The organism is Dyadobacter linearis (assembly GCF_907165045.1).
GTDB classification, from domain to species: Bacteria; Bacteroidota; Bacteroidia; order Cytophagales; family Spirosomataceae; genus Dyadobacter; species Dyadobacter linearis.
Genome location: NZ_CAJRAU010000001.1, coordinates 1,002,756 through 1,028,837, shown reverse-complemented (window position 1 = coordinate 1,028,837; position 26,082 = coordinate 1,002,756). Strand labels below are relative to the sequence as shown.

General features: G+C 45.2%; 26 protein-coding genes. 10 read left to right on the top strand and 16 right to left on the bottom strand.

Going from position 1 to position 26,082, the window contains the following annotated elements:
- Position 1 precedes the first annotated feature (1 nt).
- Positions 2 to 2,650: a glycoside hydrolase family 95 protein gene (locus KOD92_RS04175; RefSeq protein WP_229254512.1), complete on the top strand. Its 2,649-nt coding sequence runs from the start codon at positions 2 to 4 to the stop codon at positions 2,648 to 2,650.
- 5 nt (positions 2,651 to 2,655) lie between these two features.
- Here KOD92_RS04175 and KOD92_RS04170 read toward each other — a convergent pair whose 3' ends face one another.
- Entirely contained in the window at positions 2,656 to 4,884 is a 2,229-nt protein-coding gene (locus tag KOD92_RS04170) for a S41 family peptidase (protein WP_215232244.1), read from the bottom strand.
- Positions 4,885 to 5,051: 167 nt separating this feature from the next.
- On the opposite strand from KOD92_RS04170, the gene KOD92_RS04165 reads away from it, so the two are divergent.
- Both KOD92_RS04165 and KOD92_RS04160 read left to right on the top strand, forming a co-directional pair.
- On the top strand, positions 5,052 to 5,789 hold the full coding sequence (locus KOD92_RS04165) for an ImuA family protein (RefSeq protein ID WP_215232243.1): 738 nt from the start codon (positions 5,052 to 5,054) through the stop codon (positions 5,787 to 5,789).
- A 104-nt stretch (positions 5,790 to 5,893) separates the two neighbouring features.
- On the top strand, positions 5,894 to 7,606 hold the full coding sequence (locus KOD92_RS04160; RefSeq protein ID WP_215232242.1) for a serine hydrolase: 1,713 nt from the start codon (positions 5,894 to 5,896) through the stop codon (positions 7,604 to 7,606).
- Positions 7,607 to 7,680: 74 nt separating this feature from the next.
- On the opposite strand, the gene KOD92_RS04155 is transcribed toward KOD92_RS04160, so the two are convergent.
- From KOD92_RS04155 to KOD92_RS04140, 4 genes are all read right to left on the bottom strand, one after another.
- Entirely contained in the window at positions 7,681 to 8,181 is a 501-nt protein-coding gene (locus KOD92_RS04155) for an SRPBCC family protein (protein ID WP_215232241.1), read from the bottom strand.
- Positions 8,171 to 8,497, bottom strand: coding sequence for an ArsR/SmtB family transcription factor (locus KOD92_RS04150; RefSeq protein WP_215232636.1), 327 nt, complete (start codon positions 8,495 to 8,497; stop codon positions 8,171 to 8,173). Before KOD92_RS04150 ends, KOD92_RS04155 begins: the two co-directional genes overlap by 11 nt.
- An 89-nt stretch (positions 8,498 to 8,586) precedes the next feature.
- Positions 8,587 to 10,848: a response regulator gene (locus KOD92_RS04145; protein WP_215232240.1), complete on the bottom strand. Its 2,262-nt coding sequence runs from the start codon at positions 10,846 to 10,848 to the stop codon at positions 8,587 to 8,589.
- A gap of 11 nt (positions 10,849 to 10,859) precedes the next feature.
- A complete protein-coding gene (locus KOD92_RS04140) occupies positions 10,860 to 11,456 on the bottom strand; it encodes a DUF6436 domain-containing protein (protein WP_215232239.1) in 597 nt (198 codons plus the stop codon).
- A gap of 200 nt (positions 11,457 to 11,656) precedes the next feature.
- On the opposite strand from KOD92_RS04140, the gene KOD92_RS04135 reads away from it, so the two are divergent.
- Entirely contained in the window at positions 11,657 to 12,169 is a 513-nt protein-coding gene (locus KOD92_RS04135; RefSeq protein WP_215232238.1) for an energy transducer TonB, read from the top strand.
- Here KOD92_RS04135 and KOD92_RS04130 read toward each other — a convergent pair.
- Entirely contained in the window at positions 12,141 to 13,700 is a 1,560-nt protein-coding gene (locus KOD92_RS04130; protein ID WP_215232237.1) for an outer membrane protein assembly factor BamB family protein, read from the bottom strand. The two genes, KOD92_RS04135 and KOD92_RS04130, sit on opposite strands and share 29 nt — an antisense overlap.
- A 211-nt stretch (positions 13,701 to 13,911) precedes the next feature.
- Between KOD92_RS04130 and KOD92_RS04125 the strand changes: the two genes are divergently transcribed.
- Positions 13,912 to 14,361, top strand: a complete 450-nt coding sequence (locus KOD92_RS04125) for a hypothetical protein (RefSeq protein WP_215232236.1) — start codon at positions 13,912 to 13,914, stop codon at positions 14,359 to 14,361.
- A 41-nt stretch (positions 14,362 to 14,402) separates the two neighbouring features.
- On the top strand, positions 14,403 to 14,780 hold the full coding sequence (locus KOD92_RS04120; protein WP_215232235.1) for a hypothetical protein: 378 nt from the start codon (positions 14,403 to 14,405) through the stop codon (positions 14,778 to 14,780).
- An 8-nt stretch (positions 14,781 to 14,788) separates the two neighbouring features.
- Here the strand turns inward: KOD92_RS04120 and KOD92_RS04115 are convergent, their stop codons facing one another.
- The 5 genes from KOD92_RS04115 to KOD92_RS04095 form a co-directional block, all read right to left on the bottom strand.
- Positions 14,789 to 15,661 (bottom strand): alpha/beta hydrolase family esterase, encoded by an 873-nt coding sequence (locus KOD92_RS04115; RefSeq protein WP_215232234.1) that lies wholly within the window; start codon positions 15,659 to 15,661, stop codon positions 14,789 to 14,791.
- A gap of 132 nt (positions 15,662 to 15,793) precedes the next feature.
- Complete coding sequence (locus KOD92_RS04110) at positions 15,794 to 16,216, bottom strand: VOC family protein (protein WP_215232233.1); 423 nt, start codon at positions 16,214 to 16,216, stop codon at positions 15,794 to 15,796.
- A gap of 96 nt (positions 16,217 to 16,312) precedes the next feature.
- A complete protein-coding gene (locus KOD92_RS04105; protein ID WP_215232232.1) occupies positions 16,313 to 16,822 on the bottom strand; it encodes an SRPBCC family protein in 510 nt (169 codons plus the stop codon).
- A gap of 31 nt (positions 16,823 to 16,853) precedes the next feature.
- Positions 16,854 to 17,195 (bottom strand): ArsR/SmtB family transcription factor, encoded by a 342-nt coding sequence (locus KOD92_RS04100; protein WP_215232231.1) that lies wholly within the window; start codon positions 17,193 to 17,195, stop codon positions 16,854 to 16,856.
- A gap of 75 nt (positions 17,196 to 17,270) precedes the next feature.
- Positions 17,271 to 18,044, bottom strand: coding sequence for an NYN domain-containing protein (locus KOD92_RS04095; protein WP_215232230.1), 774 nt, complete (start codon positions 18,042 to 18,044; stop codon positions 17,271 to 17,273).
- A 146-nt stretch (positions 18,045 to 18,190) separates the two neighbouring features.
- Here KOD92_RS04095 and KOD92_RS04090 point away from each other — a divergent pair, with 146 nt between their 5' ends.
- Entirely contained in the window at positions 18,191 to 19,012 is an 822-nt protein-coding gene (locus tag KOD92_RS04090) for an alpha/beta fold hydrolase (RefSeq protein ID WP_215232229.1), read from the top strand.
- Between the two features lie 166 nt (positions 19,013 to 19,178).
- On the opposite strand, the gene KOD92_RS04085 is transcribed toward KOD92_RS04090, so the two are convergent.
- Together KOD92_RS04085 and KOD92_RS04080 are read right to left on the bottom strand one after the other, a co-directional pair.
- Entirely contained in the window at positions 19,179 to 19,604 is a 426-nt protein-coding gene (locus KOD92_RS04085) for an EthD family reductase (RefSeq protein ID WP_215232228.1), read from the bottom strand.
- A gap of 99 nt (positions 19,605 to 19,703) precedes the next feature.
- A complete protein-coding gene (locus KOD92_RS04080; protein ID WP_215232227.1) occupies positions 19,704 to 20,771 on the bottom strand; it encodes an SDR family oxidoreductase in 1,068 nt (355 codons plus the stop codon).
- Between the two features lie 139 nt (positions 20,772 to 20,910).
- Between KOD92_RS04080 and KOD92_RS04075 the strand changes: the two genes are divergently transcribed.
- Positions 20,911 to 21,492: a Crp/Fnr family transcriptional regulator gene (locus KOD92_RS04075; protein ID WP_215232226.1), complete on the top strand. Its 582-nt coding sequence runs from the start codon at positions 20,911 to 20,913 to the stop codon at positions 21,490 to 21,492.
- Positions 21,493 to 21,514: 22 nt separating this feature from the next.
- Complete coding sequence (locus tag KOD92_RS04070; RefSeq protein ID WP_215232225.1) at positions 21,515 to 21,880, top strand: DUF4180 domain-containing protein; 366 nt, start codon at positions 21,515 to 21,517, stop codon at positions 21,878 to 21,880.
- Positions 21,881 to 22,018: 138 nt separating this feature from the next.
- Here the strand turns inward: KOD92_RS04070 and KOD92_RS04065 are convergent, their stop codons facing one another.
- Positions 22,019 to 22,441, bottom strand: a complete 423-nt coding sequence (locus KOD92_RS04065) for a DUF4411 family protein (protein ID WP_215232224.1) — start codon at positions 22,439 to 22,441, stop codon at positions 22,019 to 22,021.
- Positions 22,438 to 23,595: an ImmA/IrrE family metallo-endopeptidase gene (locus KOD92_RS04060; protein WP_215232223.1), complete on the bottom strand. Its 1,158-nt coding sequence runs from the start codon at positions 23,593 to 23,595 to the stop codon at positions 22,438 to 22,440. Before KOD92_RS04060 ends, KOD92_RS04065 begins: the two co-directional genes overlap by 4 nt.
- Positions 23,596 to 23,957: 362 nt before the next feature.
- Between KOD92_RS04060 and KOD92_RS04055 the strand changes: the two genes are divergently transcribed.
- On the top strand, positions 23,958 to 24,200 hold the full coding sequence (locus tag KOD92_RS04055) for a hypothetical protein (protein WP_215232222.1): 243 nt from the start codon (positions 23,958 to 23,960) through the stop codon (positions 24,198 to 24,200).
- Positions 24,201 to 24,265: 65 nt separating this feature from the next.
- Here KOD92_RS04055 and KOD92_RS04050 read toward each other — a convergent pair whose 3' ends face one another.
- Positions 24,266 to 26,074, bottom strand: coding sequence for a glycoside hydrolase family 15 protein (locus tag KOD92_RS04050; protein WP_215232221.1), 1,809 nt, complete (start codon positions 26,072 to 26,074; stop codon positions 24,266 to 24,268).
- Positions 26,075 to 26,082: the final 8 nt, after the last annotated feature.

The following is a 26,082-nucleotide window of genomic DNA, read 5'->3' as shown; positions in this document are numbered from 1 at the left end:
ATTGGAGTCATACAATCAGCCCGCCGTGCATTCGTTCGGGCTGATTTGCATTTACAACCAATATAACTTCATCATGAAAGCTTGTTTGCTGCTGCTCAGTGTTTTAATGGTAAATTCAATCTTCGCACAGGACCTGCGGCTATGGTACGAGAAGCCGGCAGAAGTTTGGACGGAGGCTTTGCCGGTGGGCAACGGACGTATGGGCGCGATGATTTTTGGCGGGGTGGAGGAGGAGCATTTGCAGCTCAATGAAGTCACGCTTTACTCGGGCGATCCCAAGGGTACTTTTACTTCGCTGGATGTTCGCAAGGATTTCCGGAAGGTCGATTCACTTTTTAAAATAGGAAAATATAAAGAGGCAGAAAGTCTCGTCGCGGCGGAATGGCTGGGGCGAAATCACCAGGATTACCAGCCGCTGGGCGACCTGAAAATTAAGATGGAACACAGCGGAAAAGCAACCGGTTACCGCCGCTCGCTCGACCTCGCTACTGCTACTACACACACCGAATATCAGGTAAACGGTACCACTTTCAAACGTGATATTTTTGCCAGTTACCCCAACCGCGTGATCGTGATCCGGCTGACTGCCAGCGGGAAGGAAAAGCTGAACGGGGAACTGCAATTATCTACATTACACACGCCGCTGGCCAATATTTCAACCAAAAATAACCAGTATATTATGTCGGCCAAAGCGCCTGGTTTTGTACTCCGGCGTTCTTTTAAGCAGGTTGAAAAAGCGGGGGATATGTACAAATATCCGGAAGTGTATGCCAAGGACGGAAGCCGGCTGCCCGGCGCTTCGCAGGTTTTGTACTGCGAGGATGCAAATGGTTGGGGAATGGGCTTTGAGGCGCGCATTCAAACCACCCACAGGGGCGGTAAAGTGGAATATGCGGGAGATAAGGTCAGGATTTCAGGTGCTTCGGAAGTGGTGATCCTGCTGGCTTGCGCTACGAGTTATAATGGTTTTGATAAAAGTCCGGCTACCGAAGGATTGGATCCGGCCGAGCTGACCAAAAAGCATCTTGCTTCTACCCAAAACAAAAATTACGAAGTACTATATAATGCGCATTTAGCTGATTATCAGAAGCTTTTTAATAGATCCAAAATTCAGATCGGCACATTAAATGAGCAATCCAAGCTCCCGACTGACCAGCGTATCGCGCAGTTTTCGAATGGGAAGGATCAGTCGCTGACCGGGCTATTCTATCAATTCGGCAGATACCTGATGATCGCCGGTTCTCGACCGGGAGGGCAGCCACTTAACTTGCAGGGTATGTGGAACGACAGGATTATCCCGCCCTGGAATGGAGGCTATACTGTCAACATCAATGCAGAAATGAATTACTGGCCGGCGGAGCTGACTAATCTATCGGAATGCCACGAACCATTTTTGAAAGCGATCAAAGAGTTGTCGGTAAACGGATCCAAAACTGCCCGCTCGATGTATGGAAACCAGGGCTGGGTGGTGCACCATAATACGGATATCTGGCGCCACACCGAGCCGATCGACCTTTGTAACTGCTCTTTCTGGCCGATGGCGCAGGGCTGGCTCACCAGTCATTACTGGGAAAGGTACCTGTTTCACGGAGATAAAAAATTCCTGAAAAATGACGTTTACCCGCTGCTAAGAGGAGTTGTGCTGTTTTACAAAGACTGGCTGGTACCGAATAAGGACGGCTACCTCGTGACGCCGGTGGGGCATTCGCCTGAGCACCAGTTTAAGTATGAGGACGGAAAGTCTACAATGAGCCCGGGCCCGACTATGGATATGGCGCTGATCCGGGAATCTTTCGCCCGGTTTATTGAAGCTTATGATCTGTTAGGTGTTCAGGATCAGAAGCTTTATGATGAAATTAAGGCAAAACAGGAAAAGTTGCTGCCTTACCAGATCGGGAAGTACGGGCAGTTGCAGGAATGGCAATTTGATTTTGAGGATGGCGAGCCCGAGCACCGGCATATCTCGCATTTGTACGCATTGCATCCTTCGAATCAGATCAACCGTTTTACCAATCCGACCCTTAATACGGCGGTTGCCAAATCCATGGAACGGCGGGGGGATTCAGGCACGGGCTGGGCGATGGGCTGGAAGATCAACATCCACGCGCGGCTTTTAAATGGAGATAAGGCGCACACGCTGCTCACCAACCTGATCACGCTGGTGCGGGAAAATGATCCGGCTTTGCAGGGAAAAGGCGGGTTGTATCCCAATATGTTCGACGCCTGCCCGCCGTTTCAGATCGACGGAAATTTTGGCGGTACCGCAGGTATTGCAGAAATGCTTGTGCAAAGTCACGCGGGCGAAATTCATTTGCTGCCTGCATTGCCCAAAGCCTGGCCCGACGGTAAGATCACAGGTTTGAAAGCCCGCGGTGGTTTTGAAATTGATCTGGAATGGGCGGACGGCAAGCTGAAAAGTGCGTCGGTGAAATCGGCGCTGGGCGGAAATTGCAGGATCAGGACCAATGAAGAGACTATCGTGAAAGGCGCAATAGCGAAGCCGGCCGCCGGTGCAAATACCAACGCATTGTTTTCTTTTATCAATCCTGAAAAAAACAGAACAGCGGCGGAAGAAAAGTTGCCAGCCGGGATATTGAAAGATTTTCAAACCTCGGCTGGTAAAACTTATGTGGTAACGCCCGGAAAATAAAGCACTTATTTGCTGTCTGTCAGCAGCTGTACCGCTTTTTCCAGCAGCTCATCTTTTCCTGAAATAATACCCTGAATAGTAGGCGTAACCTGCAAATCGGGCACAATTCCTACTTGCTGGGTTTCCTTGCCGTCGGGATAATAAATGCCAACCCCGCTGATGCCGGTGTAGATATTTCCTGGAAGCACGATGGAGGAAAGGTTTCCGTCTGCGCCGGCCGTGGTACTGCCGATTACAGTGATATTCGGGGCGGTTTTGAATGTCATAGAAGTATATTCCGCCTGACTCTGCGTGCTTTCGTTGACGATCAGGATAATTTTTCCTTTGTAATAATTTGGGTTGGCGCTCCCTATGCTGATGTTTCTGCCGAATGTAAACGTTCCGGGTGTATGGAAACTACCCATTGTGAATTTAACAAAAGGTTTCGCCTCGGGTAACAGGTATGGTCCAAAGCTAAAAACCATAAAATCAGAAGGATAGCAGCGCATATCTATGATCAGACCTTTGCTTTTTGAGATCTCAGGGGTAAGCTTTGACATGTATGTATTTTTCCATTTTCCGGGATACAAATAAGCAATATCCGGGCTGATCATTTTGAAACAGGTATCCGCTTTATTGAAATTAGCATAAATATTGATCTTGTCGGTACCGAATGCAGGAACCACCAGATCCTGCACCTTATTATTTCGTCTGATACTGACAGAAATCGTAGAATCATTGGTCCGTAACAAATTGGAAGACAATACCCTCAGCTGAGTAGGATAGTTGGAAGCCGGTGAATAGGGTAGTTTTTCTTTAATCAGCTGCGCAATGCTTTTTCCATTGATTTTTTCAACAATATCCCCTATTTTCAATCCCGACTTTTCTCCAAGTGCAGCGTTATAATAATCGGTAACAACCGGTTTATTTTCAACAAATGTAAGCTGCGCCGGCGCGTATTTTTCTCCGAAATATTTGTTTAATGCGCCTTGCTGATTGTAAATATTAGCGTGCGTATCCTTTACCCTGCCGATCAGTTCGAGTGTGGTCAGCTTATAGGAAGTTTCGTCGGTTACATTGATAAATTTTGGTATAAATTCAGTGAGCACCGCTTGCCAATCTTCTTTAATGAGGGATTTATATGGGAAAAAATATTCGATCATATTCCAGTATCGGAATAAACTCAGCAACCTGTAACCCGCGTCGGAATATTGCATTTGCGGGTATGGATTTTCGTTTTTGAATTCAGGATTTCCCACGTCCGGATACATGGAGATGTAATAGCTTTCATGCGTTTTCTTTGCATTTTTTATTGTATCGAGCAAAGCTTGCATTTCTTTCCCTATTGCAGGATTCGAGAGCCAGTTTAAGGTTGGTTTCAATACGGCTGTTTCTGGAATTGGCTGTGCCGATCCCGGATTTACCGGTCCCAGCTTTTTAATCCATTGATATAATATCTTCTCTTTTTCCGCTTTTGATTTTGCACTAGTTAGCTGAGGCAGAATCCGAAAAAGCTCATAATCCCAGTTATGGTTGCCAGTTTTGACAGCCGGGTGATAGTATTTCAAAAAGCCCCACAATCTGCCCAGATCAGACAGATCCTGTGTGAGCGCCGGGGTCAGTTTATCCAGAACCACATTCGAACCTTTGTCAAATTCTTTGTCCAGCTCAGCCGCAATAGGCTTTCTGACAGGTGCTTCGTAAAATGGCTTTCCGTCAATGAATAGCTCCAAATCGTCTGTCCATAACTCGCCCGGCCCAGCCAGTAGCGCGCCGATATGGATTTTGGCCGCACTGCTGGAATAGGGAAGTTTGATACTATACTGTTTCCAGTCGGAAGTCCCGTTAATCGCCTTTTCCTGCATATTATTGAATTGCAGCGTACCCGCTTTTCCATCGATCCGCAGCATTAATCCAACCCAGCCGCTGGTTACATTTCTGAATTTCAAATACCCCCTCAGCTCTATTTCTTTCCCCATATATTGTGCTGGAATCGTGCTCGCTACGCTACCAAAAGTCCCGTTTGGGATCGGGTCGGGGGCTTTTAGGAGAACAGAATTTTTTCCATTGTGTTTTTCGGTGCTGTCTGTCACAACCTGATAACTCGTTCCCCACTGCATCCATTTATCGGGCAGCTTTTGCCCGGGATTCTTTTTCTCGAAATCCAGATTGAAATCGGCTGGTGCCGGCTGGTTCTGGGCTGCCGACAGAAAGGGCAGGCAGAGGAATGCGAGTGCTGTTAAAGTTTTTTTCATGGAAGTGACTTTGTTTCAACTTGTAAAGCGGTTCGTTCTGCTGTTATACCAAAGTCACCGTTTAATATTTAACACTTACCGTAAGAAAAATTATTAGCTGCCCATTGCGATTTGTTATTATTGGAATCATTTTTGTGATGCTAAAAATATCATTACTCAATTCCTCTATGAACAATCTGGTCAATAAAAGCGAGATGCTGGAAAAGCTGCGGAATGATATTCTGTCTTTCCAGGGCTACCGAGCTCCAATCGACGGGCAGCGGACTGATTTCGGGCTGGGCCCTATTGAAGCTGCATTCCCCAACCATACTTTTCCGACAGGAGCAGTGCATGAATTTATCAGTGACAGTGAAGAAGGCGGTGCGGCTACCAGCGGTTTTATGGCGACGTTATTGGGCACACTGATGCGAAAAGGCGGTTTTTGTTTGTGGATCAGTATCAACCGGACCATTTTTCCACCCGGGCTGGCATTTTTTGGGGTTGAGCCGCACAGGATCATTTTTGTGGATTTAAAAAAAGAGCAGGACCTGCTGTGGGCGATTGAAGAATCACTGAAATGCAAGGCTGTGGCAGCGGTGGTAGGGGAGATCAAAGAAATAACGCTGACCGAATCACGGCGGTTACAACTGGCTGTTGAGCAAAGCCGGGTGACCGGTTTGATCCATCGTGCAAATCCACGCAGCATGAATACGCTGGCCAGTGTTTCGAAGTGGAGAATTACGCCTATCCCCAGTCAGCTGGAAGATGGAATGCCGGGAGTGGGGCACCCGAGGTGGAATGTAAAGTTGATGAAGGTGCGAAATGGAGAGCCGGGCGAATGGGATGTGGAGTGGTCGGGCAAGTTCAGTCATATTAAAAAGGCAGTTCCGGCGCAAGAAAATAAGGATTTGCTGCAAACTGGTTGAGGTAAAGTCGCATTCCATTCATCATAAAACTGGCCGCGCAGTTTTGGTAATTGCGTAGTTTATCACTTTAAATACGCGCAACACCGATTTACTACCATTCCGCAATGAAAATACGCTTACTTTATCTGGCTCTCGTTCTTTCGTTTTACCACATTTCTGCATTGGCGCAAAAGCCGGTACCTGCTGCCAAAACAGACTCCATTTTCGCCGAGTGGAATAAGCCGGGAATGCCGGGAGCGGCTGTGGGGGTTGTGCACCAGGGCAAGCTTATTTATGCCAAAGGTTTTGGCGAAGCAGATCTGGAAACGGGCGCTAAAATTACGCCTGAAACCATTTTTCACATCGCTTCGGTTTCCAAGCAATTCACTGATTTTGCAATAGTTATGCTCGCTGAGCAGGGAAAGCTTTCTTTAGATGACGATATCAGGAAACATATTCCGGAAGTGCCCGACTTTGGAAAAACGATCACGATCCGCCATTTGATGAACCATACCAGCGGCTTGCGCGACCAGTGGAACCTGCTGGCGATGGCCGGCTGGCAGCTGGACGATGTGATCACCAAGCAACACGTTTTTAACCTCCTCACGCGCCAGAAAGAACTCAATTTCGAGCCCGGTTCTTCCTATGCCTATTGCAATACCGGTTACACGCTGCTAGCGGAGGTGGTAAGCCGCATTTCCAGGCAACCGTTTGCCTTTTGGATGGAGCGAAATGTATTTAAACAGCTGGGAATGAAGCGCACACAGTTTTACGATAATCAGGAAAAGATCGTGAAGGGGCGCGCATATTCATTTCACCGTACCCCGGGCACGTTCGGGCCGACGATGTTTAGTAAAAGTATTTTGAGCTATGGAAATGTAGGTGCCACCAGTCTGTTCACAACTGTGAATGACCTGGCGCTCTGGATCAATAACTTTCGCGAACCGCAGCTGGGCACAGCGGCGACGATGAAGCAAATGCTGGAACGCGGCAGGCTGACCAAGGGAGATACGCTGCCTTATGCTTCCGGGCTCATTCACGGCAAATACAAAAATCTGGATTATTATGGCCACGACGGCGCAGATGCCGGTTTTCGGGCGCATTTATCCTATTTTCCAAAGGAAGATTACGGGTTTATTGTACTGAGTAACCAGGCGGAATTCAATCCGTCCAAAAAAGCTTTCGAAGTAGCCGACCTGTATCTTGCCACATTTATTAAAGAAGAAAAACCGGCAGACAAAGCACCAGCTGTTACCAAAACAGAAGCCAAATTCGACTCGACTCTATTCCGGCAATATGCCGGCTCCTATTCATTGACGGAGGCCCCCGATTTTGTGATGACTTTTAAAAAAGAAGGTGATAAATATCTCACGCAGGGAACCGGGCAGCCATGGTTTCCGCTGTTTCCTTCCTCAGATTCCACCTTTTTCCTGAAAGTAGTAGACGCGTCAGTAACTTTTCACAGACCCAAAGAAGGGCAGGTAACCCGCATTACCCTGCATCAGAATGGGGACCATGCCGGTACCCGCGTGGAGCCGAAAAGTAAGGAAGCGATCCCGCGCGAGCAGTTTGCAGGAAGATATTACAGCCCGGAACTGGAAACTTTTTACCACATTAAATTACACGGAGATACGCTCAAACTAGTGCATATTCACCACGGGGAAGTCGATTTGTCGGTTGTGAATAAGGACAAGCTGCAAGCGCCGTGGTGGTGGGTACAGCAGATAGATATGGTTAGGAATGAAGCAGGCATTGTTACCGGCATGAAAATGACAAACGGTCGCGTTGCTAACCTGCGTTTTCAAAAGCTCCCGGAAGATTTTGCGGATAAAAAGTAGTTATTGGAAATTGAAAAACTGCTTCAAGTACAATTACGTTACTTGAAGCAGTTTTTTATATAATTATAATGCGGCTATTCCTGTGAAGCCAGTAATTCGTCCAGATTGGAAAGGCCCATTTCGAAACCTTCTTTGAAGCCCATTTCCAGGGTTTGTTCAAGATCTTTCAGTTCTTTGAAAGTTATCTCAATGAACACCAGTGTCTTGCTTGATTCTTCTTTAAATGTATTCTCCCAGTCCGATCCGGGCATGGAATCATTGATATTACCGTTTTCATCGCAAAATGCGTCAGCTGCGGTAAAGGATCTGAGCGGAGCAATCGATTTGTAATCCACGCGCGCCCAGTGTTCTTCACCTTCCGGCCCTACCATCGCGTACAGCCAGTGCCCGCCTTCTCTGAAATCCATCGTTTTGGTCCGGGCTTTCCAGGGTTTTGGAGCCCACCACTGGTCAAGAAGTTCTTTTTCTGTCCATGCAGCCCACACTTTGGTCACTGGTGCATCAAACTCCCTTTCTACCTTGATCTTCTTATTCTCCTTGTCGACATTGAAATTCATTACAACATTACTTTTCATAATCGTCTGCTTTTAAGTTAATTAATACTTGATCTAGCTGATTAAAACGATCTTCCCAAAGCTTTTTGAACTGTTCGAGCCACTGATCCACTTCCTTCATTTGCTTTGCATTGAAATGATAAAAAATTTCCCTTCCGGAAAGCTCCTGTCGTACCAGCTGACACTCCGTCAATATCTTGATATGTTTGGAAACCGCCTGCCTGCTCGTATCGAAATGCTCGGCCAGTGCATTGGGCGTCATGGCTTGTAACGCGATTAAGCTCAGTATAGCTCGCCGGGTCGGATCGGCAATAGCCTGAAATACATCTCTTCGGATCTCCTTCGGCATATATGCAATGTTATGGTTGCAAATATAAGCGCAACAATATGGTTGCGCAAGTTTTTATTTAAAAATTTTGGATTAAATCAAATATAGGTCTCAGCTTTCAAGTGCCACTTCCGGATCTTGGCCATTAGTTCTTCCAGTTTGATCGGCTTACTGAGGTAATCGTCCATTCCGGCATCGAGGCATTCCTGTTGGGTGCCTTCGAGTGCGTTGGCTGTTAACGCCACAATAACAGGCTGGTGCAAAACGGTCCTGCGAATCAGGTGCGTCGCTTCGATTCCATCCATAACCGGCATTTGCATATCCATGAGGATCAGGCCGTAATTTTTCAGGTTTGATGCCTGTACTGCTTCCTGTCCGTCTTTGGCGACGTCGGGTTCGTAACCCAGCTTTTGCAGGATCCTGACAATTACGTGCTGATTGATCTTGTTATCTTCGGCTACCAGCATTTGTACCGGGTATCGTTTTGAAAAGTCGGTAGAAAGGCGGTTTTGCGTCGCGTGCTCGGTTTTTTGAAGAAATTTCTTTTGTAATGCACTCATCAGGTGCGTACTCAGGATATGCTGGCGGATCGGCTTGGATAGTACCGAAGAAAATAGCTGCCGGTGCCTGTCCTTCAATTCTTCGCCAATTGAACTAAGTAGTATAATAGGCGTTTCGGGCGTGTAGCGACGGATATTTGCCGCCAAAGTCACTCCGTCCATCACGGGCATCTGCATATCCGTGATCACCATATCGATTTCCTGGTCACTGAACAGGATTTCCAGCGCTTCTGCACCTGAGGCTGCAAGAACAGGTACCAATTTCCAGTTTTCCATTTGACGTTTCAAAATAGCCAGGTTGGTTGCATTGTCGTCCACCAGCAGGATCTTCTTGCCCCGGTGTTCGTCCATATCCTGGTTTTCGAAGGCGGGAAGCTCCTTGGTGCCTTTGGTGGTTTTTACCGTAAATGAGAATGTGGAACCCTGGTCTATCTCGCTGGAAACTGTGATTTCGCCGCCCATCAGCTTTACCAGTTTTTCGGAAATAGCCAGCCCAAGGCCAGTACCGCCGTATTTGCGGGTAGTTGAAGAATCCACCTGGGAGAAGGCTTTGAAAAGCCTGTTCATTTTATCCTCTGAAATCCCGATTCCTGTATCGCGAATGTCAAACCGCAATTTCAGACTTCCGTCCGCATAATTTTCTTCCTGAGTCACATATACGCAAACCTCACCCTCTTCGGTAAATTTCATCGCATTGCCCACAAGGTTGATCAGGATCTGACGCAAGCGAAGCTGATCTCCGACGACCTGGGCCGGAATGTGCTCGTCGATCTGGTACACCAGGTCCAGGCCGAGCTTGGCCGCTTTTCCACCGAAAATATCCAGTACATCCTCAATGTTCTGGCGGAGATTAAAATCCTCAGCTTCCAGTTCCAGGCTGCCCGATTCTATTTTGGAAAAGTCAAGAATATCGTTGATCACATTGATCAGCGTATCCCCGCAGTTAGCGATGGTTTCGGTAAATTGGCGCTGTTCCTCAGTCAATTGCGTTTCCTGCAACAAAGCCGCCATTCCAATCACGCCATTCATAGGTGTACGTATTTCATGGCTCATCGTAGCCAGGAATACACTTTTTGCCTGATTGGCTTTGTCGGCTTCCTGGCGCGCTTTTTCCAGTTTCGCATTGCTGATGCGCAGCCTGTCATTCGCTCTTTTTTGGATTTCTTCGTTCTGCTTACGCACCAGCGAAAGTTGCGCTTCCTTTTGAAGCTCAGCCAGTTGCATGGTTTGCTTAATATGCATTTGGTAGAATTGGTTCAGCATATAAGCCCACAAACCGCATATAAAAAAAATTGCCGCAGCGAGCAAAATGTGAATTGTAAACGTAAGCAGATCAAAATAGGTAAGTCTGGTAAAATAGATTTCGGTCAGTCCGGTATTTTGTAAATAGCCGAAAATGGCGTGATGCAGCAGCACAACGAGCATAACCGGTATTTGTAACTTCCATTTCTGATAGGTGATCAGTACCGCGCTGCCGATGAATGCAAAGAAGTGCATCTCAAAAAGTCCGTGCATCTGGTAGATGAACTGGGCCATATAAATCCCTAAAATCGCACTCAGCACATATTGGTACAGATCCGATTTCGGCAATGCCAGTTTGATGGAATAGTAAGCTATTAATAAAATCCCGCCCACACCGATAGCGATCAGCCAGGTATCGTAAAAAACGGCCAGCAGCAGCCCGATCACGAAATAGCCGGGTAAAAAGAAATTCATCAGATGGTCGGATCTTTCTTTGATCCCGGAGAGAAAGTTGCCAACCGGCAGGTCGGGCAAAGTACTCTTGTTTTCCAATATCATTTGGCAGGAGTTTAATTTTTGCAGATCGGCATCGAGCAACCGTAGGACGTAAGTGCTTGTGTGCCAAGTGTGGGCAGCGACTCGCTTTTCAGCAGCCCGTCCAGCGCGATCTTTGCATAGGCAGTTTTTTCATCCGTACAATAGCGGCTGGCGTTGTAATTTCCGCGGTAATATAATTGCTGTTCCTGATCGATCAGCGCGGCCTGCGGAGTGGAATATACACCGCAACGCGTTGCCAGCGACTGGTCAAAACTGACCGGAATATCCAGTCCGATCTTGTCCTGGATTTGTTCAACTGAATATTTTTTATCGGAGAGCACCACGACCGTAAACTGGACCTTGTCACCGTAGGAGCGGACCAGGGATTGAAAATGCGATTTATTGAACCGGGAACACGGGCATTCGGGATTGTAAAAATGAAGCAGAACCGGTTTTTCGCTCACGTTTATATCCTGACCCAGATTGATCCTGGTCCCGGTTGCAACCGAAACATAATTTCGCGGAACAGGAGTAGGTAGCTGATACACCCAATCATTGTACCAAAACAAAGCCCCAACTACGGATAACAAAAGCGTGAGCCAGGCAGTCACCAAGGCTATTCTAATCATTAGTAGAAATATCTATATATGAGGGTTCTTTAAAAATTGTCTTTGTTATCAAATTTAATCTAAAAATGCGAATCAGGACTATTCTTCAATTCTTTTTATTCCTGTAAAACTTCCAGGAATAAGTAAATAAAAATGGATTATACTTTTAATCCTAAAAGCTTATATATAGTTTTATTATATATAAAATTAAATAATTAATTATGAAGATTTTAGTACTTATCGGGACTACATTTATCTGCTCATGGACCGTATTGGCCATGTTGAAATGTAATGTCGCCGAGCAGTCGGATGCAGCAGACACGCTAAGCTGTGAGCTCGAAGTGCCACTTGAATATCAGGTAGAGCCGAAATTGCTGCCTAACTATCCGGAGGGAGAAGCATATGTGGTTCCCAATGAAGAAATTATCCCCGACACCGATCCTGAGTTTCCGGGTGGTATGTCGGCTTTGGCTGCGTACATTAAAAAAAATCAAAAAATGCCGAAAGCTGCGCGCAGAGCACGTATTTCGGGAAATGTACACGTGGCTTTTGAGGTAACTGCGCGCGGGGAGATCCGAGATATTGAGGTCCTGAAAGGGCTAGGCTTCGGCTGTGACGAAGAAGCGGTCAGATTAGTATCCACAATGCCAAAATGGAAGCCTGCCGAAAAGGACGGTAAGTCTGTGAGCAGCAGTTTTATTATGCCTATTCCTTTTGGATTACAAATGCACTGATATCCAGCTCGGATATTTTGTTTTCGCCATAGTAATACAATTTCGACCCGAAATTTGCTGAGTTAACGGGCGCGTTGTATTTTGCTACCGGCTTGCTGTCAGTTCTGTTCAAAACGATCGTTTCATCGGTATTGCCCAGGAATAAGTACGCCTCATTTTCAATATAGCTCTTGTAAAGTGTCGTGATATCCACTTTTTCTGAGGTTTGAAAATCATTGTCAAACCGGATCAGCTCATTTTTTTCGGTAAAGACGTGAAAATGGTCCTGGTCGTAGCTCAAACGCACAAATGCACTGTCCTTTTTCATGAATACCTGATCGCTTACAAAGCTCCGCATTTTAAAATCCTCATCGACACGGGAAGCAAACCGCTGGGTCAGGCCCTCATCTGAAAACCGGTAAATATCGACTTTATCCTTGTATAGCAGGTACATCTGGTCTTCCTGGATCAGGAAATCGGAAATATAGTTTTTCCGTTCAAACCACTCTTTGTGAAACAGTTGCTTTCCGTTGAATGCATCAAAGGCGGCCACGTAGGGTTTCCCCAATGCGGCCGGGCGACCGTATTTCATGGCGTAGCCGGTATTGATCATGTAAATGGTATTCCCTTTTCTGAAAATATGCGATTTGCTGGTAATCTTTTCGTTCAGGTCCGTATCCCAAAGCCGCTCGCCAGCCAGCGTTTGGCAGCTGATCTTATTTTTTGCAGCATAATAAAGCACCTGTTCTTCCATCAGAACATTCGACGATATGTTCAGGAAAATATCCGACAATGTACCTGAAGGAACCAGCATACTGCCCATTGCACCCAGCGCCACGCCTCCGAGCACCAACATTCCGACTTTCCCCATATCCGTTTTTTTCGAATGCGAAACCCGGTTCATATCCCAACCCTGACCGGTCGCCGGATTGAGGGTATGCAGGCCCGACGCGACGATCATGAGTGTGGAATCGTTGAGCCAGTTGGTATTTTCCCAGCCATATTCTGATGCAAACGTCCGCCGCCAGAGCGACTGGCCGTTTTGCAGGTTGATACCATGTAAAACATCACTTTCGGTTGGTTCTAAATTATAGCACAACGCCAGATTCAGTTCCGGGAATGCTTTGAAAACTGTACTTTCTCTCCACCAAACGGGCTTCCCGGTTTCTGAATGGAGCTTCTGTAACTTTTTTCTGCTTTGTTCAAAAATAACATCGTCAATCTGCATGAGATAGTTGCCCCCATACTTGAATTTTCGTTGCCACTTGCTCTGCCCCGTCTCAGGATCAATCACCATTACCTCTCCCGAGCCTTTCCATACGTTAGTCTCAGGGTTCTTATTGCGGAGCTGAACCGTCATAGAATTATTTCTAGCGGTAGGGTAAAAACCGAATACCGGTAGGTCAAACACATATTCCTTTGCTGAAATGGGCGTATTAGTCCTCAAATCCATCCCAGCTTCGCGGGTAGAAATCTTAACTTGATTCGGGGATTGAGCAAACGATGTGGAGAATGTAAAAAGAAAAATAAGCGGCAGTAAAGCTTTGTTCATTTCGAGGAAACTAGTGATATGAGAGGATAGTCAATGGTATTCTTCCTGTAAAAATATGAATTTATCGAATTGTAGAATTACTAGTAATAGAAAAAGAAGCGAGAGAACGGCGGGGTAGTTTATTGAGGTAATCCGGTTGCTACTAGTGTTATGATTACTTACATTTGATTTAAGGTTGAAAATAAAGTAAAGGTCAGTAAAGGCGAATACTATGGAACTGGTAATGGACTTTAATGAAGCAGGCATTGATGAGGTCCGCGAAAGTTTGGATCTATTCTCATATAACGTTAGGGTAACATTTTATGGCCACACCCATGATATCGCTCAGAACAAAAACCGCTCTGCTGATATTTTGGAATCTTTGATAAAATCTGCAATAGGTCTTACCAGTCTGATGGATAAAATGACAGCCTGGACTGTTTCTCATGCTGAGTTACCTAAATTAAATGGTATGCTCATTTCGCTAAATGCAATTACCAACGATCTTGAAGCGATAGGTGATGCTTTTAAGGATCAAGTGACGAAAGAGTATTTCACCCTTTTTCAAAGCAGTATTGCGGAATTGAGAGAAGTGATTGAAGATGTCGAAAAGATCTTTTTCGAATACCCGAATGATCCGTCCTTTCTCCTGGCAAACCAGAAACTATCCCTGATTAAATGACAATTTGTTGCACACACGAGTTTAAGAGAATTTACGATAAGTTGGTCAAGAAGAATTCACACGCAGACTTAGAGCAAGCTATTATTGACTGGCTATTCACAAAAACTGCAACGGAACTCAGAGCCGCGACGGTCTTGAATGGTAATTCTCCCAATCCTTTTTTGAAAAAGCGGTTAAATGGAAGTGGTGGTTACCGGATATATTATTCCCTAATCGCCTCTCAAAAACTCGTCATCTCATCGGCGCTGCATCCTAAGACAAACTATTTAGGTAAATCCACACTTTCATCTTCCGAAATTGCAGCTGCTATTGACGACGTGGCCGAATCCTACATGAATCGTGATCTATTCGAATTAACTGTTGTAAAGTCCAGCCTAGTTTTTAATGCAATTGAAGCTGCTCATAAGATTTTTTCATAATTCTAGTTTCACCGCCCAATTTGCCGCTTAAAGAACGCCCAGGTTTCTTCAAACATGTCGAAATCTGTTACAAATTCATGCTTTCCGTTGATGATTTTGAGCAGGGTTACTTCGGGTTTGCCTTTTTGATGGTAGGTGTGTTTCTCGACGGTGATATTGTTGGTTTTATCGGCATCGGGAAGCATTGATTTTGTGGGTTCTCCGCTATAACCGTCCAGTTTTGCCCAATATTGAAATGATTGATCGGTCGCGCGTACAGTACCCAGCGTTACGCCGGATGTTTTCACTTCGCCGCCGTTGTAAGGATTCGTTTCGTCTGCGGTACCATTGGTGATCATAACCGGCAGCGGCACGTTCATAGGCGTGCAATCCATATTCTCTTCCGTAGGCATATTGGCGACGATCGCCGAAATCGCCTTGATTTTACCAGGCATCGTCAGGGCGAGTTTGTACGACATATGTCCGCCTCCCGAAAAGCCCGTTGCGAAAACGTGTGCTTTATTGATCTTATATTTATCGGAAAAGAAATCGATCATTGCCGAGAAAAAAGCTTCTTCATTCACATTTTCTTTGTTCGCGACGGCCGTGGAAGCTTTGCGGCATTCGTTCCAATATCTTTTATAGCCAGCAGGATATACCAAAACCAGATTTTCGGCTTCGGCTTTCGCCTGCAACTTCGCCGCCCGCGGCACCATTCCCATCGGATCACCACCCGAGCCGTGCATTACAAAAACCAGGCTGGCGCCGGGCTTCACTTTCACAGATCTATCATGAACAAAAACACGGTATCGATTTTCAATCAACAGAGAATCAGACACCATCTGCGCTTTCGTGACAATTGTGGAGAGTATCAGAAGAGTAGCAAGAATCGGTTTTAACATTTTGAAATTTTGATTTGGTAAAATTAAATATGGGTCACCTTCTCCAAACCCCTAAAGGGGAGCACGCCTTTGTGTTAAAGTACCAGAGAAAGTCCCCTCCCAGGGGATTTAGGGGTAAAGGTAGGAAGCCCCTCACGCGCCTTCCAACGCAGCAATATCAAACTTCGACATTTGCATAAAAGCCTCTATTACCCGCGGCGCTTTGTCAGGGTCGGACATCAGTTTCGGGAGAACCGCCGGTACCACCTGCCACGACATACCAAACTTATCGTCGAGCCAGCCGCATTTGTTATAAACCCCGCCTGCGCCCAACATTTCCCAGTAATAGTCGATTTCTTCCTGCTTATCGCATTCAACCACAAAGGAAGTAGCAGGCGAAAATTGATATTGCGGCCCGCCATTTAGCCCCATAAATTTGAAACCATTCAGCTCGAATGTGACTACCATTGGATTTTCAGCCGTGATTTTGGAGCTTTTAAAAATCGAACAATAATAGTCCGCGGCCTCTTTGGCATTTCCATCGAACCAAAGGCAAGGATAAAGTGGCTTGATCATTTATTTTAAGGTTTAGCTGTATGAAAGCAGGACAGAATAGCGCGTTTCAAATTAGCTAAAAGGCTTTTCATTTCAATGACTACCCTGACGAAAATCCTATTCAAGCACGTTTGCCAAATATGCTTCCAGCTGATCAAACGTCCCGGCGAAACCTTGCTGCATACCATCCATAATTGAAAAATAGGTCTCTTCCTGCGCTGGTGTTGCATTAATAGGGTGTCCCTGAATGGTTAGCGTAGTGACTCCCTCGTTTTCTTCCAGTGTGATCCGGTTAAAGATTTCCAGCGGAAAATCCATCGGGAAAGGGGAAGTGATGATATTGCCTTCTGCATCGGCGAAAGAATTAATGAATTCGAGCAGGTCGGCGCGCTGGATATTTTTGTATTGAAACAAACCCCACATCACGTGCCCGTTTCCATCCATTTTGTAATGCGTACTGCCACCCGCCCGGAAATCAAAACGCTCGACCGACAATTGGCTGCCCGCTGGTCCCCACCATGCCGCAAATGCTTCCGGCGTTGCAAATGCGTCGAAAACCAGTGTTTTAGGCGCTTTAAACTCCCGCACAATTCTCAAACCCGCTTTTTTGTCTGCTTGCTTTTCCATGTTTTTGATTGTTTGATTGATTTATATTTGACTATTCGTTTTCCGGATTCTTAGACTGAATTTTAGTTAGATAACTATCCAGTGAATCCAGTTTTTCATTCCAGAATTGCTTGTACTGATCCACCCAGGTTGCCACTTCGCTCAGACTTTCCAGCTTCGCTTCGCAAAACCGCTCCCGGCCTTCCTGCCTCACCACCACCATTCCGCACTCTGTCAGAATTTTAATATGTTGAGAAATGGCAGGACGGCTGATCTGAAAATTGTCAGCGATCGCATTGAGGTTCATAGGTTTCTGTACGATCAGGTTGATAATCTGTCGCCGCGTAGGATCCGCTATGGCTTGAAAAACGTCCCTTCTTGCTTCAATAGACATAATATGTAAGTATTTACTTACGCAAATGTATATGTAAGTATTCACCTACGCAAGTGGTTTTTAAAATTTAAAGTGTTATTTAAGCTTGATCAGGGGGTGGTTCAAACCGTTTACGGAGTTGTTGACGATCTTATATTTGGACAGACTTTTCAGAAGCTGGGTCAAAGTCTTGAAGCCGTAGGTTCGGGAGTCGAAGCTTGGGTCTATTTTTCGGAGGGAGGATCCTACTTTTGAAATGAGCGCTTCCTCTTCCTCGTTGGTCGATATTTCGAAAGCTTTATCGATCACGCTGATATCTATTTTGGGGAATTTCTGCTTTTCGGCCGGCTTTCTGGCGCCTTTCCGAATCTGTTCCTGCGGTGTTACATCTACTTTTTTGATTTCAGGCTCTTCGGTTGCAGTATCCAGTTCAGCAATAAGGTTTTCGCTAAAAGTGAAAATCTCGCAGGAATTCACGAATGCCAGCGGAGTCGTTTTTCTGCCGATCCCCATCACAAACAAACCTTCTTCGCGGATCCTTTTAGCCAATCCGGTATAATCGCTGTCGCTGGAAACAATGCAAAACCCGTCGACACTTTTGCTGTGGAGGATATCCATCGCATCAATAATGAGCGAACTGTCGGTGGAGTTCTTGCCGGTTGTGTAGGAAAACTTTTGTATTGGGCTGATCGAGTGGTTATTGACCGTATCTTTCCAGCTGTTCATGTGCGAAGTGGTCCAGTCGCCGTAAATCCGCCGGATCGTGGCTTTTCCATATTTGGAAACCTCTTCCAGCATTTCTTTCATAAACTTCGCCTGCGCATTATCGCCGTCGATCAATACCGCAATATTAAATTTAGTCTCGCTCATTTTCCAAGTAATTATACCGCCCCACAAGGTAAGGTGTTTTAGTAAATATCGTGGAAACGTTCACACAACATTCACACTTGGCGCTTGAAAAGTGACCCGAATCTTGCGTTATTGTTGCAAGATTTTCACTCTCAAAAAACAAAATCATGAGCACTTTGCAGCTAAGAGATGGCGCCACAATGTTTTACAAAGACTTTGGCACCGGACAACCTATCGTATTTCACCACGGATGGCCGCTTTCCAGCGACGATTGGGATAATCAAATGATGTTTTTCCTCCAAAAAGGCTTTCGCGTCATTGCCCACGACCGCCGTGGACACGGACGTTCTTCGCAGACTTTTGAAGGTCACGAAATGGAAACTTACGCTGCCGATGTAGCGGAGCTCGTTGCGCATCTGGACCTTAAAGATGCCATTCACGCTGGTCACTCTACGGGTGGCGGTGAAGTGATACGCTATGTGAACAAACATGGAAATGGAAGAGTGGCAAAAGCGGTGCTGGTGAGTGCTGTAACGCCAATTATGGTAAAAACAGAAAACAATCCGGACGGTGTGCCGATGAGTGTTTTTGATGAAATCCGTGAGATGACGGCCACGCAAAGACCGCAATATTTCAAAGATTTTTCAGAAGCTTTTTACGGTTATAATCGCGAAGGTGCTGTTCCAAAGCAGGGCATTCGCGATAACTGGTGGCGCCAGGGCATGACAGGAAGCATTCTTGCACATTACGAGTGCATTAAAGCGTTTTCGGAAACTGATTTTACCGAAGATCTCAAAAGTGTTGACGTGCCCGTGTTGGTGCTGCACGGTGAAGACGACCAAATTGTGCCTTATCAAATCACAGCCGTGAAAGCCGCTGAACTTTTGAAAAATGGCAAACTGATCACATATCCAGGTTTTCCTCACGGAATGCCAACGACGGAAGCGGAGACTATTAATAAGGATATTCTGGCTTTCATTCAGGAATAAAACGACCGGCGCTGCATAGTTGTCGGAATAATAAAAATGGCCGGGCTGAAATGTTTCAGTCCGGCCATTTTGGTTTGCTAACACGAAATTCCAGCTATACGTATGCTGCTAACCGGTAAAGCCCGGTTTTATGGCTCAATTACCTTGCAAAACGGGCTGCTTAGATCTATTTAACCACCTCGCTCACCAAAATCACAGGCGTAACATTGGTATAATTTGCAAAATCTGCGCGGATCGCATCCCGGTTTGGAGCCACTGCCGCTTGGTACTCACTAAGACTTTTTACATAGAATGTTCCAATCGCCATAAACGGTAATGCTTGATTGGGAATACCGCTCGAAAGCCCTTTTTCAATCGTGTATTTTACCAGATTTGCCCCCAGAAAACCCGCCACCATCGGCATATGCTTCGTTTCGTAATACTCCATATTGAACGTTTTACCTTCGGAAAATGGGTACATAACACATATCTTGATCAGGCCTTTTTCATCCACAGTAATGTCCTGTTTTTTCGGTTTTTCAAGATTTTTTTCCCGGCTAAATGCAACAAAGCAAGTTAAAAGCAGAAACGACAAAATGAGTTTAGTTCTCATGGCTGGACATCTTTGAGTTAGAAGATTTGATTGTTCCGAAATATAAATAATATATTGCATTATCATGAGCCTCACTTATTTAACGAAGTATTTCAGAATTTACGGGATCAAATTCTCCGATCTCAGCCTTTTGAACAAATCAAAAAACGAATCGCGCGTATCCTGATAACCCGTAAAACCCAGTTTGCGGCTCTTGGACATGGCGGTCATGACCTCCAAAGGGCGGCCCAGATCGAGATCCGTATGCCAGGCGGAAGCCAGCCGGTTAATGTTGGATTCTTTCAAATTGTATTTCGTGGCAATCTCCTTCCAGGCCGACGCGTCGTTTGCCATTTCCTGCTCCAATGGGCGAATTTGTCCATCAAAACCAGCCGGCTCAATCGCAAACCAATCTGCTATTTGTTTCCAAAGCCATTTCCAACGGAAAAGGTCACCATTCGCAACATTGAATGCCTCGTTATGCGCGGCTTCTGTAGTGGCTGCCCAGATCATGTGTTCCGCCAGCAGTTTCGCGTCGGTGACGTCGGATAACCCGTTCCACTGCTCGACTGATCCGGGAAATTGAAATGGCCTGCCAGTTTCTTTACAAATGCTTGCATAAACAGCCAATGTTGTGCCCATGTTCATGAGATTACCAACCGCTTTGCCCACTACGGAGTGCGGCCTGTGAATGCTCCAAGTAAAGCCATCGCGCGCGGCGGCAGCATAAACTTCGTCTTCCTGGGCATAGTAAAAGTTTTCCAGATCGAGCCTGGGATGTTCCTCACGGACGGGCGTTTCAGGCAATGTGCCTGCCTGTGCATAAGCCTCAAACGGCCCAAGATAATGTTTAAGCCCGGTTACCAGCGCAACGTGCTGAATAGACTTTTTTGCGGAAAGGCTATCCAATAAATTTCTCACCATGGCACTGTTGACGCGGATATTTTCAGCCTCCGTATCGTTGCGCATCCAGCTTGTGAAAAACACGTGGGTAGGCGCCACTTCTGCCAGTTTCGCCGCCAGGTCAGCAGGATTGAGCAAGTCTGCCGCGATTGGCTTTAGACCAGCAATTTCTGTGTTTGGATTACGGGAAAGGCCATAAGTGATCCACCCTTTTTCAATTAACTTTTCTGCGAGGTTGCTGCCGGTGATGCCCGTTGCGCCCACTACTAATGCGATATTTGTCATATGCTTGCGGATTTTTCAATACTTGATTTAATGTTACAAAATTACCGCACCCGCAGGCAATGGGCGTTGACATGCGTCAAGTAATGCAGTTGATCTAAATCAAGCATTCCTATCTTTGCCGGCGTAAATGTGATTAGCTATGATTGAAGTACTTTTTCAGCACATTCAGGAAAAGGTTTCGCTTTCGGACGGGGATAAGGAGGCGATCAAGGCCTTTTTTATTCCCAAAAAACTGAGAAAACGCCAGTATTTATTGCAAGAAGGCGACGTGTGCAAGCATCTCACTTTCATCGCGAAAGGCCTGCTGCGGACTTACAATGTGGATGACAAGGGAGACGAACACATGAGCGTTTTCGGGTGGGAAGGTTGGTGGTTGTCGGATTTCAACAGCTTTTTGTCGGGCGAGCCAGCCGTATTCAACATTGATGCCATTGAAGACTCGGAGTTGCTGCTGATCTCGCGGGAAAATTATGAAGCATTAACGCTCGCCGTCCCGATCATGGACCGTTATTTCAGAATCCTTTATCAAAACAGCATTGTCACCAAAGAACGCCGGCTAATGAGCTCCATCACGCATTCGGCCGAAGAAAAATACGTGAAACTAGCAGAATCAAACCCAAAAATGATCGAACGCGTCCCCCAAAACCTGATCGCGTCCTACCTCGGTATCGCCCCGGAAACGCTGAGCCGGATCAAGAAAAACCTGGCTTTAAGGAAATAATTTGTGTTAAATATTGAAGAAAATGACCATTACATCACATACAAAAAACGAAATCCAGATCGCCGAAGTCACTTCCGACAAGCTGATCATTGAAACCGCCGAAGATGGACTCGACCTAATGGGCAACCTCTATTATCAAGGATTTGACAGCATCATCCTCCACGAAAAAAACCTCACACCCGCATTCTTTGACCTAAAAACAGGCATAGCCGGAGAAATACTCCAAAAATTCTCAAACTACCGAATGCGCCTGGCCATCATCGGAAATTTCGAAAAATACCCCGCAAAAAGCATTCAGGATTTTATTTTTGAGAGTAATAAGGTTGGAAAAATTAATTTTTTGGCGAGTGTTGAGGAGGCGTTGGGGAGGCTTTCATTTAAAATGTAATCCTATCCGCTCATACTTTTTCAGAAGTTGCGGCAAGGTGATCGTTTCCAGTTCTAACAGTTTGTAAATGGCTGGTATTTTTTTGAATGTCTTATTATCATTAGACCCCTCAGTTTCTTCTGTGACCAGATAAATTTCTTACAAAGGGTTTTCTTTTTTCAAGTTGAGACAGTAGAGAATCAGTTTCATGTCTGCTGAATTCATAAAATCATCTTTTCGGTTTTCGTATTCAATGTCAGTTAGCGTCCTTCTGATCACTGCATTTATGAATTGATTATCTACTTGCCTTAGAAACTTTGCCGGCGATGGTGCTAAAACGAATTCCGTGTTTACAGGTAACCTACATTTTTTAAGAAACGCTTTGTCGGTCAGGTAATTAAGTGAGTCTAGCACAGCACCTTTTGAAGTGTACTCACATTCTTCCAATATCTTGTCAATAATTACGATATCACCCTTCTCAATTCGTGTTTTGAAAAAATCGTATAAGATCGATTGGTTGTCAAATGGTAAGTAATAGCGGACAAATGACAATAGTGAATTTGTGTCAATTGCTACTTTCATTGAAGAACTGTTTCAAGCTTATCTGGCTTAATATTCAGTCTTTTACAAACCTCATGCTCATTGATAACACCTTCATAAAATGCTGTTTGGATTGTAGAGATTAGTAATGGGGAATTTATTGGTTTCGGTGTAGACCCACCCGATGGAATCCCATTTTCTTTGTCTAGCTCCCTTTGCTTTTTTACTTCCTGATCACGTTTTCGATATTGTTCTTCCAAGTCAGCTTTTACGACATTGTAGTCAGTTTGGGAAATCTTATTCTGGAACAGCAATCGTGTAAAAAGGGCGATTTGACTTAAATGAGTGTCACTCGAAATTTTCCTGATCAGTTCAAAATGATAATCATTAGACGTATTAGCAACACTAATTGATTCCATTTCTTGTATTGAATCTCCAATCAAAAAGTGGTAAGCAAAATCATTACACCACTTTTCAATTTTGTTTAGATTTACTTTGGCCAGACCTTGATAGTCGATTTGCTCTATTTCTTCTTCATTCAGCAAATAGTGTCCCAGTTCATGTATTAAGGTAAATATTTCTCTTCGAAAAGATGTTTGCTGTCTTTTGAGAACAATAACATTGGGGTTAAGAAAAAATCCATCAATGTTTGCTTTGTCTTTTTTATTCCACGTTTCTACAAACTCAAATACCAAAATGTTTTGCTCAGCAAGTTTGCTTATAATGGCTTTAAGAAAGTCTTTTTTATCAGTATTAAATGTTAGATGTAAAAGATTTCGTATTTCTCTCGCTATTTGACGGGGATTGTCATGAACATTGTATATTGGCAAAGACCGATTTATCTTTATATCAGCTAGTTTGGCGATTGCCGATAAGGAAATTTTGAATTCTTCAAACTGATTTACTATTTTTTTCGCTCCAATGTTTAAGTCAGTATTAAATTTTTGTTTTCGAAAAAAGATGCTCGCATCCCGACTTATCTCCGGCGACTTTGGATCAAGATAGTAATGTATGCCTTTATTAAAGAATTTATCAATACGCTTCAAATATCCAACTTCAATATTATCAGACAAAATATCCTCTTTTGATATCATCTTTTTCAAACCTTCACTTATTATAGGCAACAGGTCTTCTATTGTCATTTTATAGGATGACAATAAATATTTTAGTCTGGCTATATTCTGTTCAACTTTCAAGTTTGATCTATTTTGATGTTTGCAATGATTTGATGTGCCTTAAAATAAGATATTATTTGACGTCTAAATGTTGCAGTTTTTACTTTAACGAAAATAATCCGTTTATCCTCCGGTAAAAATTCCTAAATAATTACCGAAAAATATTTGGTAGTAATTTATCAAATTTCTTGCACTTAAAAAATTTGCATTTCTCCAAATTTCTTTCGAATCTTCAACCTCCTATAAACATATACTCTTATGAAAAATCTTGCGAGCATTGCCCTGTTATGGTGTGGGTGTGGCGAAAGCCCCCCGAACGTTGTATATGACGTTAGGACACCTTAGACAGGGCATTTTTTATTAAAACCTAAAACATATACATTATGCAAACACAACAAAACACCAACGAATCCCTGGATTCGACACACCTGGCTTACGGCCGGGAAGTCGCAGAGTTGCTCAGCCAGAGCCACGCTTCCACTTGGGTCAATGACCTTTGGGACATTTATTCAGGCTACATGATCGCCCAGCCAGAGCTCGGCTACAATCCACGCGCAAGTCACATTTTCGCTTCGTTTAAAGAACTGCTGTTCTTTTTCCAGCGAATTGGCGAGATGAAAAAGTAAAGATTTGATTCGTTATTATTGAAAACAAAGCCAGGCAATCCACAAGAGATCGCCTGGCTTTTGCATTATTGTCTGTCGAGCTGCTTGTCGATTTCCAGAGCGGCGCTGATGAGGGCGAGGTGGGTGAATGCCTGCGGGAAGTTGCCCAGATGCTCGGCTTTGTGGCCGATTTCTTCGCTGAAAAGGCCCAGGTGATTGGCATAACCGATCATTTTCTCAAAACTATCTAGCGCTTTTGCTACTTCCCCGCTTTTGGCGAGGGACTCGATGAACCAGAAAGAACACATATTAAATGTGCCTTCTTCGCCTTCCAGACCGTCAAATGAGGCTTCGCCATTTTTGTAACGATACAACAGCACATCGACGCCCAGCTGTTCTTCCACGACTTTCAATGTGGATAGCCAGCGCGGTTCGCGGGGCGAAATAAAATGCATGAGCGACATCAGCAGCACACTTGCGTCCACATTTTTAGCGCCTTTATATTGCACCCACGCACCGACTTCATCGTTCCAGAAGTTCTCGTAAATGTCTGTGTAAATGTCGTCACGCACTTTTTTCCAGTCACTTTCGGGAAAAGGGAATGAGCGGTGCTGACCGATTTTAATTGCGCGGTCCATCGCCACCCAGCACATGAGCCGGCTGTGCAAAAAGTGCTTTTCGGTGTTGCGGATCTCCCAGATTCCGTGATCGGCCGTTTTCCACTTTTTGGTAACCACATCGACCTGTTTTACAATGGTTTCCCAAAACTCAAACGTGATCGGTGCGTGCTGTTTGTTGTAAATGTAAATGGTGTCGATCAGCTCGCCGTAAATGTCGAGCTGGTGCTGGCCCTGCGCGCCATTGCCGATTCGGACTGGCTTTGAATTTTGATAACCGCTCAAATGTGTGAGCTCTTCTTCCTCCATATCATGCCCGCCGTCGATGGTGTACATCAGATAAAGCTGGTCTTCCTGGGCGCGGTCATGAATCCATTCGAGAAACGCCGTGGCCTCTTCCGTGTAACCCAGCCGGAGGAACGCATACATGGTAAAAGCCGCGTCCCTTATCCACATAAAGCGATAATCCCAGTTGCGACCGCCGCCGACAACCTCAGGCAAACTGAAAGTAGGGGCAGCAACCATCGATCCCAGCTCGCGCGAAGTGAGCAATTTCAGAGTGATCGCCGAGCGGTTCACCGTCCCGTTCCAGCGACCTTTGTAAGTGGATTTTTTGGACCAGTTCCGCCAGAAATCAATCGTATCCTGGTAAGTGCTTTTCTTATAGACTTCTATCGGATTCTCATCTTCAACCTGACTTTTCCCGCATTCCAGCACCAGATAAGCCGTTTTGCCCTGTTCGAGCGTAAATTCAGCATAACCCGCATTTTGCTTGATCTGCAAAGGAACGTCCGCAATGAGGCGCATCACCGTTCCATCCTCATTATCAGCGTTGAAGTAAACACTTTCGTCGCGTAACTCGCATTTGTGCGTGGCATTGGCATAATCAAAAGCAGGCTCGCATTTGGCCTGAAAAGTAATGTTGCCACGAACGGTTTTCACCTGTCGCACGATCGCATTGGACTTGTCCATCTGATCGTCAACCGGCATATAATCAGTGACTTCCGCAATGCCTTCTTCCGAAAAAAACCGGGTTAGCAGCACTGCCGTCGCCGGAAGATAAAGCTGCTTGGTGTTGTAGCCGTCCATTTGCGGGTAAATGGCAAAGCTGCCGCCTTTTTTATGATCCAGCAACTTGGCAAAAACCGTGGGTGAATCGAAAGCGGGATAACACATGAAATCGATAGAGCCTTCAACGGAAACGAGGGCGACGGTTTTGAGATTTCCAATCAATCCGTAATCCTCAATCCGTGTATATTCAGGGTTCTTTTTAGGCATTTGGTTTC

Excerpts from the sequence above, each read along its gene's own strand:
- KOD92_RS04070 (WP_215232225.1), top strand. The coding sequence starts at position 21,515 with ATGACCATTACATCACATACAAAAAACGAAATCCAGATCGCCGAAGTC.
- KOD92_RS04140 (WP_215232239.1), bottom strand. The coding sequence starts at position 11,456 with ATGATTAGAATAGCCTTGGTGACTGCCTGGCTCACGCTTTTGTTATCC.
- KOD92_RS04110 (WP_215232233.1), bottom strand. The coding sequence starts at position 16,216 with ATGATCAAGCCACTTTATCCTTGCCTTTGGTTCGATGGAAATGCCAAA.
- KOD92_RS04100 (WP_215232231.1), bottom strand. The coding sequence starts at position 17,195 with ATGTCTATTGAAGCAAGAAGGGACGTTTTTCAAGCCATAGCGGATCCT.
- KOD92_RS04095 (WP_215232230.1), bottom strand. The coding sequence starts at position 18,044 with ATGAGCGAGACTAAATTTAATATTGCGGTATTGATCGACGGCGATAAT.
- KOD92_RS04165 (WP_215232243.1), top strand. The coding sequence starts at position 5,052 with ATGAACAATCTGGTCAATAAAAGCGAGATGCTGGAAAAGCTGCGGAAT.
- KOD92_RS04075 (WP_215232226.1), top strand. The coding sequence starts at position 20,911 with ATGATTGAAGTACTTTTTCAGCACATTCAGGAAAAGGTTTCGCTTTCG.
- KOD92_RS04160 (WP_215232242.1), top strand. The coding sequence starts at position 5,894 with ATGAAAATACGCTTACTTTATCTGGCTCTCGTTCTTTCGTTTTACCAC.
- KOD92_RS04055 (WP_215232222.1), top strand. The coding sequence starts at position 23,958 with ATGCAAACACAACAAAACACCAACGAATCCCTGGATTCGACACACCTG.
- KOD92_RS04170 (WP_215232244.1), bottom strand. The coding sequence starts at position 4,884 with ATGAAAAAAACTTTAACAGCACTCGCATTCCTCTGCCTGCCCTTTCTG.
- KOD92_RS04065 (WP_215232224.1), bottom strand. The coding sequence starts at position 22,441 with ATGAAAGTAGCAATTGACACAAATTCACTATTGTCATTTGTCCGCTAT.
- KOD92_RS04155 (WP_215232241.1), bottom strand. The coding sequence starts at position 8,181 with ATGAAAAGTAATGTTGTAATGAATTTCAATGTCGACAAGGAGAATAAG.
- KOD92_RS04145 (WP_215232240.1), bottom strand. The coding sequence starts at position 10,848 with ATGATATTGGAAAACAAGAGTACTTTGCCCGACCTGCCGGTTGGCAAC.
- KOD92_RS04050 (WP_215232221.1), bottom strand. The coding sequence starts at position 26,074 with ATGCCTAAAAAGAACCCTGAATATACACGGATTGAGGATTACGGATTG.
- KOD92_RS04115 (WP_215232234.1), bottom strand. The coding sequence starts at position 15,661 with ATGTTAAAACCGATTCTTGCTACTCTTCTGATACTCTCCACAATTGTC.
- KOD92_RS04135 (WP_215232238.1), top strand. The coding sequence starts at position 11,657 with ATGAAGATTTTAGTACTTATCGGGACTACATTTATCTGCTCATGGACC.
- KOD92_RS04090 (WP_215232229.1), top strand. The coding sequence starts at position 18,191 with ATGAGCACTTTGCAGCTAAGAGATGGCGCCACAATGTTTTACAAAGAC.
- KOD92_RS04125 (WP_215232236.1), top strand. The coding sequence starts at position 13,912 with ATGGAACTGGTAATGGACTTTAATGAAGCAGGCATTGATGAGGTCCGC.
- KOD92_RS04130 (WP_215232237.1), bottom strand. The coding sequence starts at position 13,700 with ATGAACAAAGCTTTACTGCCGCTTATTTTTCTTTTTACATTCTCCACA.
- KOD92_RS04085 (WP_215232228.1), bottom strand. The coding sequence starts at position 19,604 with ATGAGAACTAAACTCATTTTGTCGTTTCTGCTTTTAACTTGCTTTGTT.
- KOD92_RS04080 (WP_215232227.1), bottom strand. The coding sequence starts at position 20,771 with ATGACAAATATCGCATTAGTAGTGGGCGCAACGGGCATCACCGGCAGC.
- KOD92_RS04105 (WP_215232232.1), bottom strand. The coding sequence starts at position 16,822 with ATGGAAAAGCAAGCAGACAAAAAAGCGGGTTTGAGAATTGTGCGGGAG.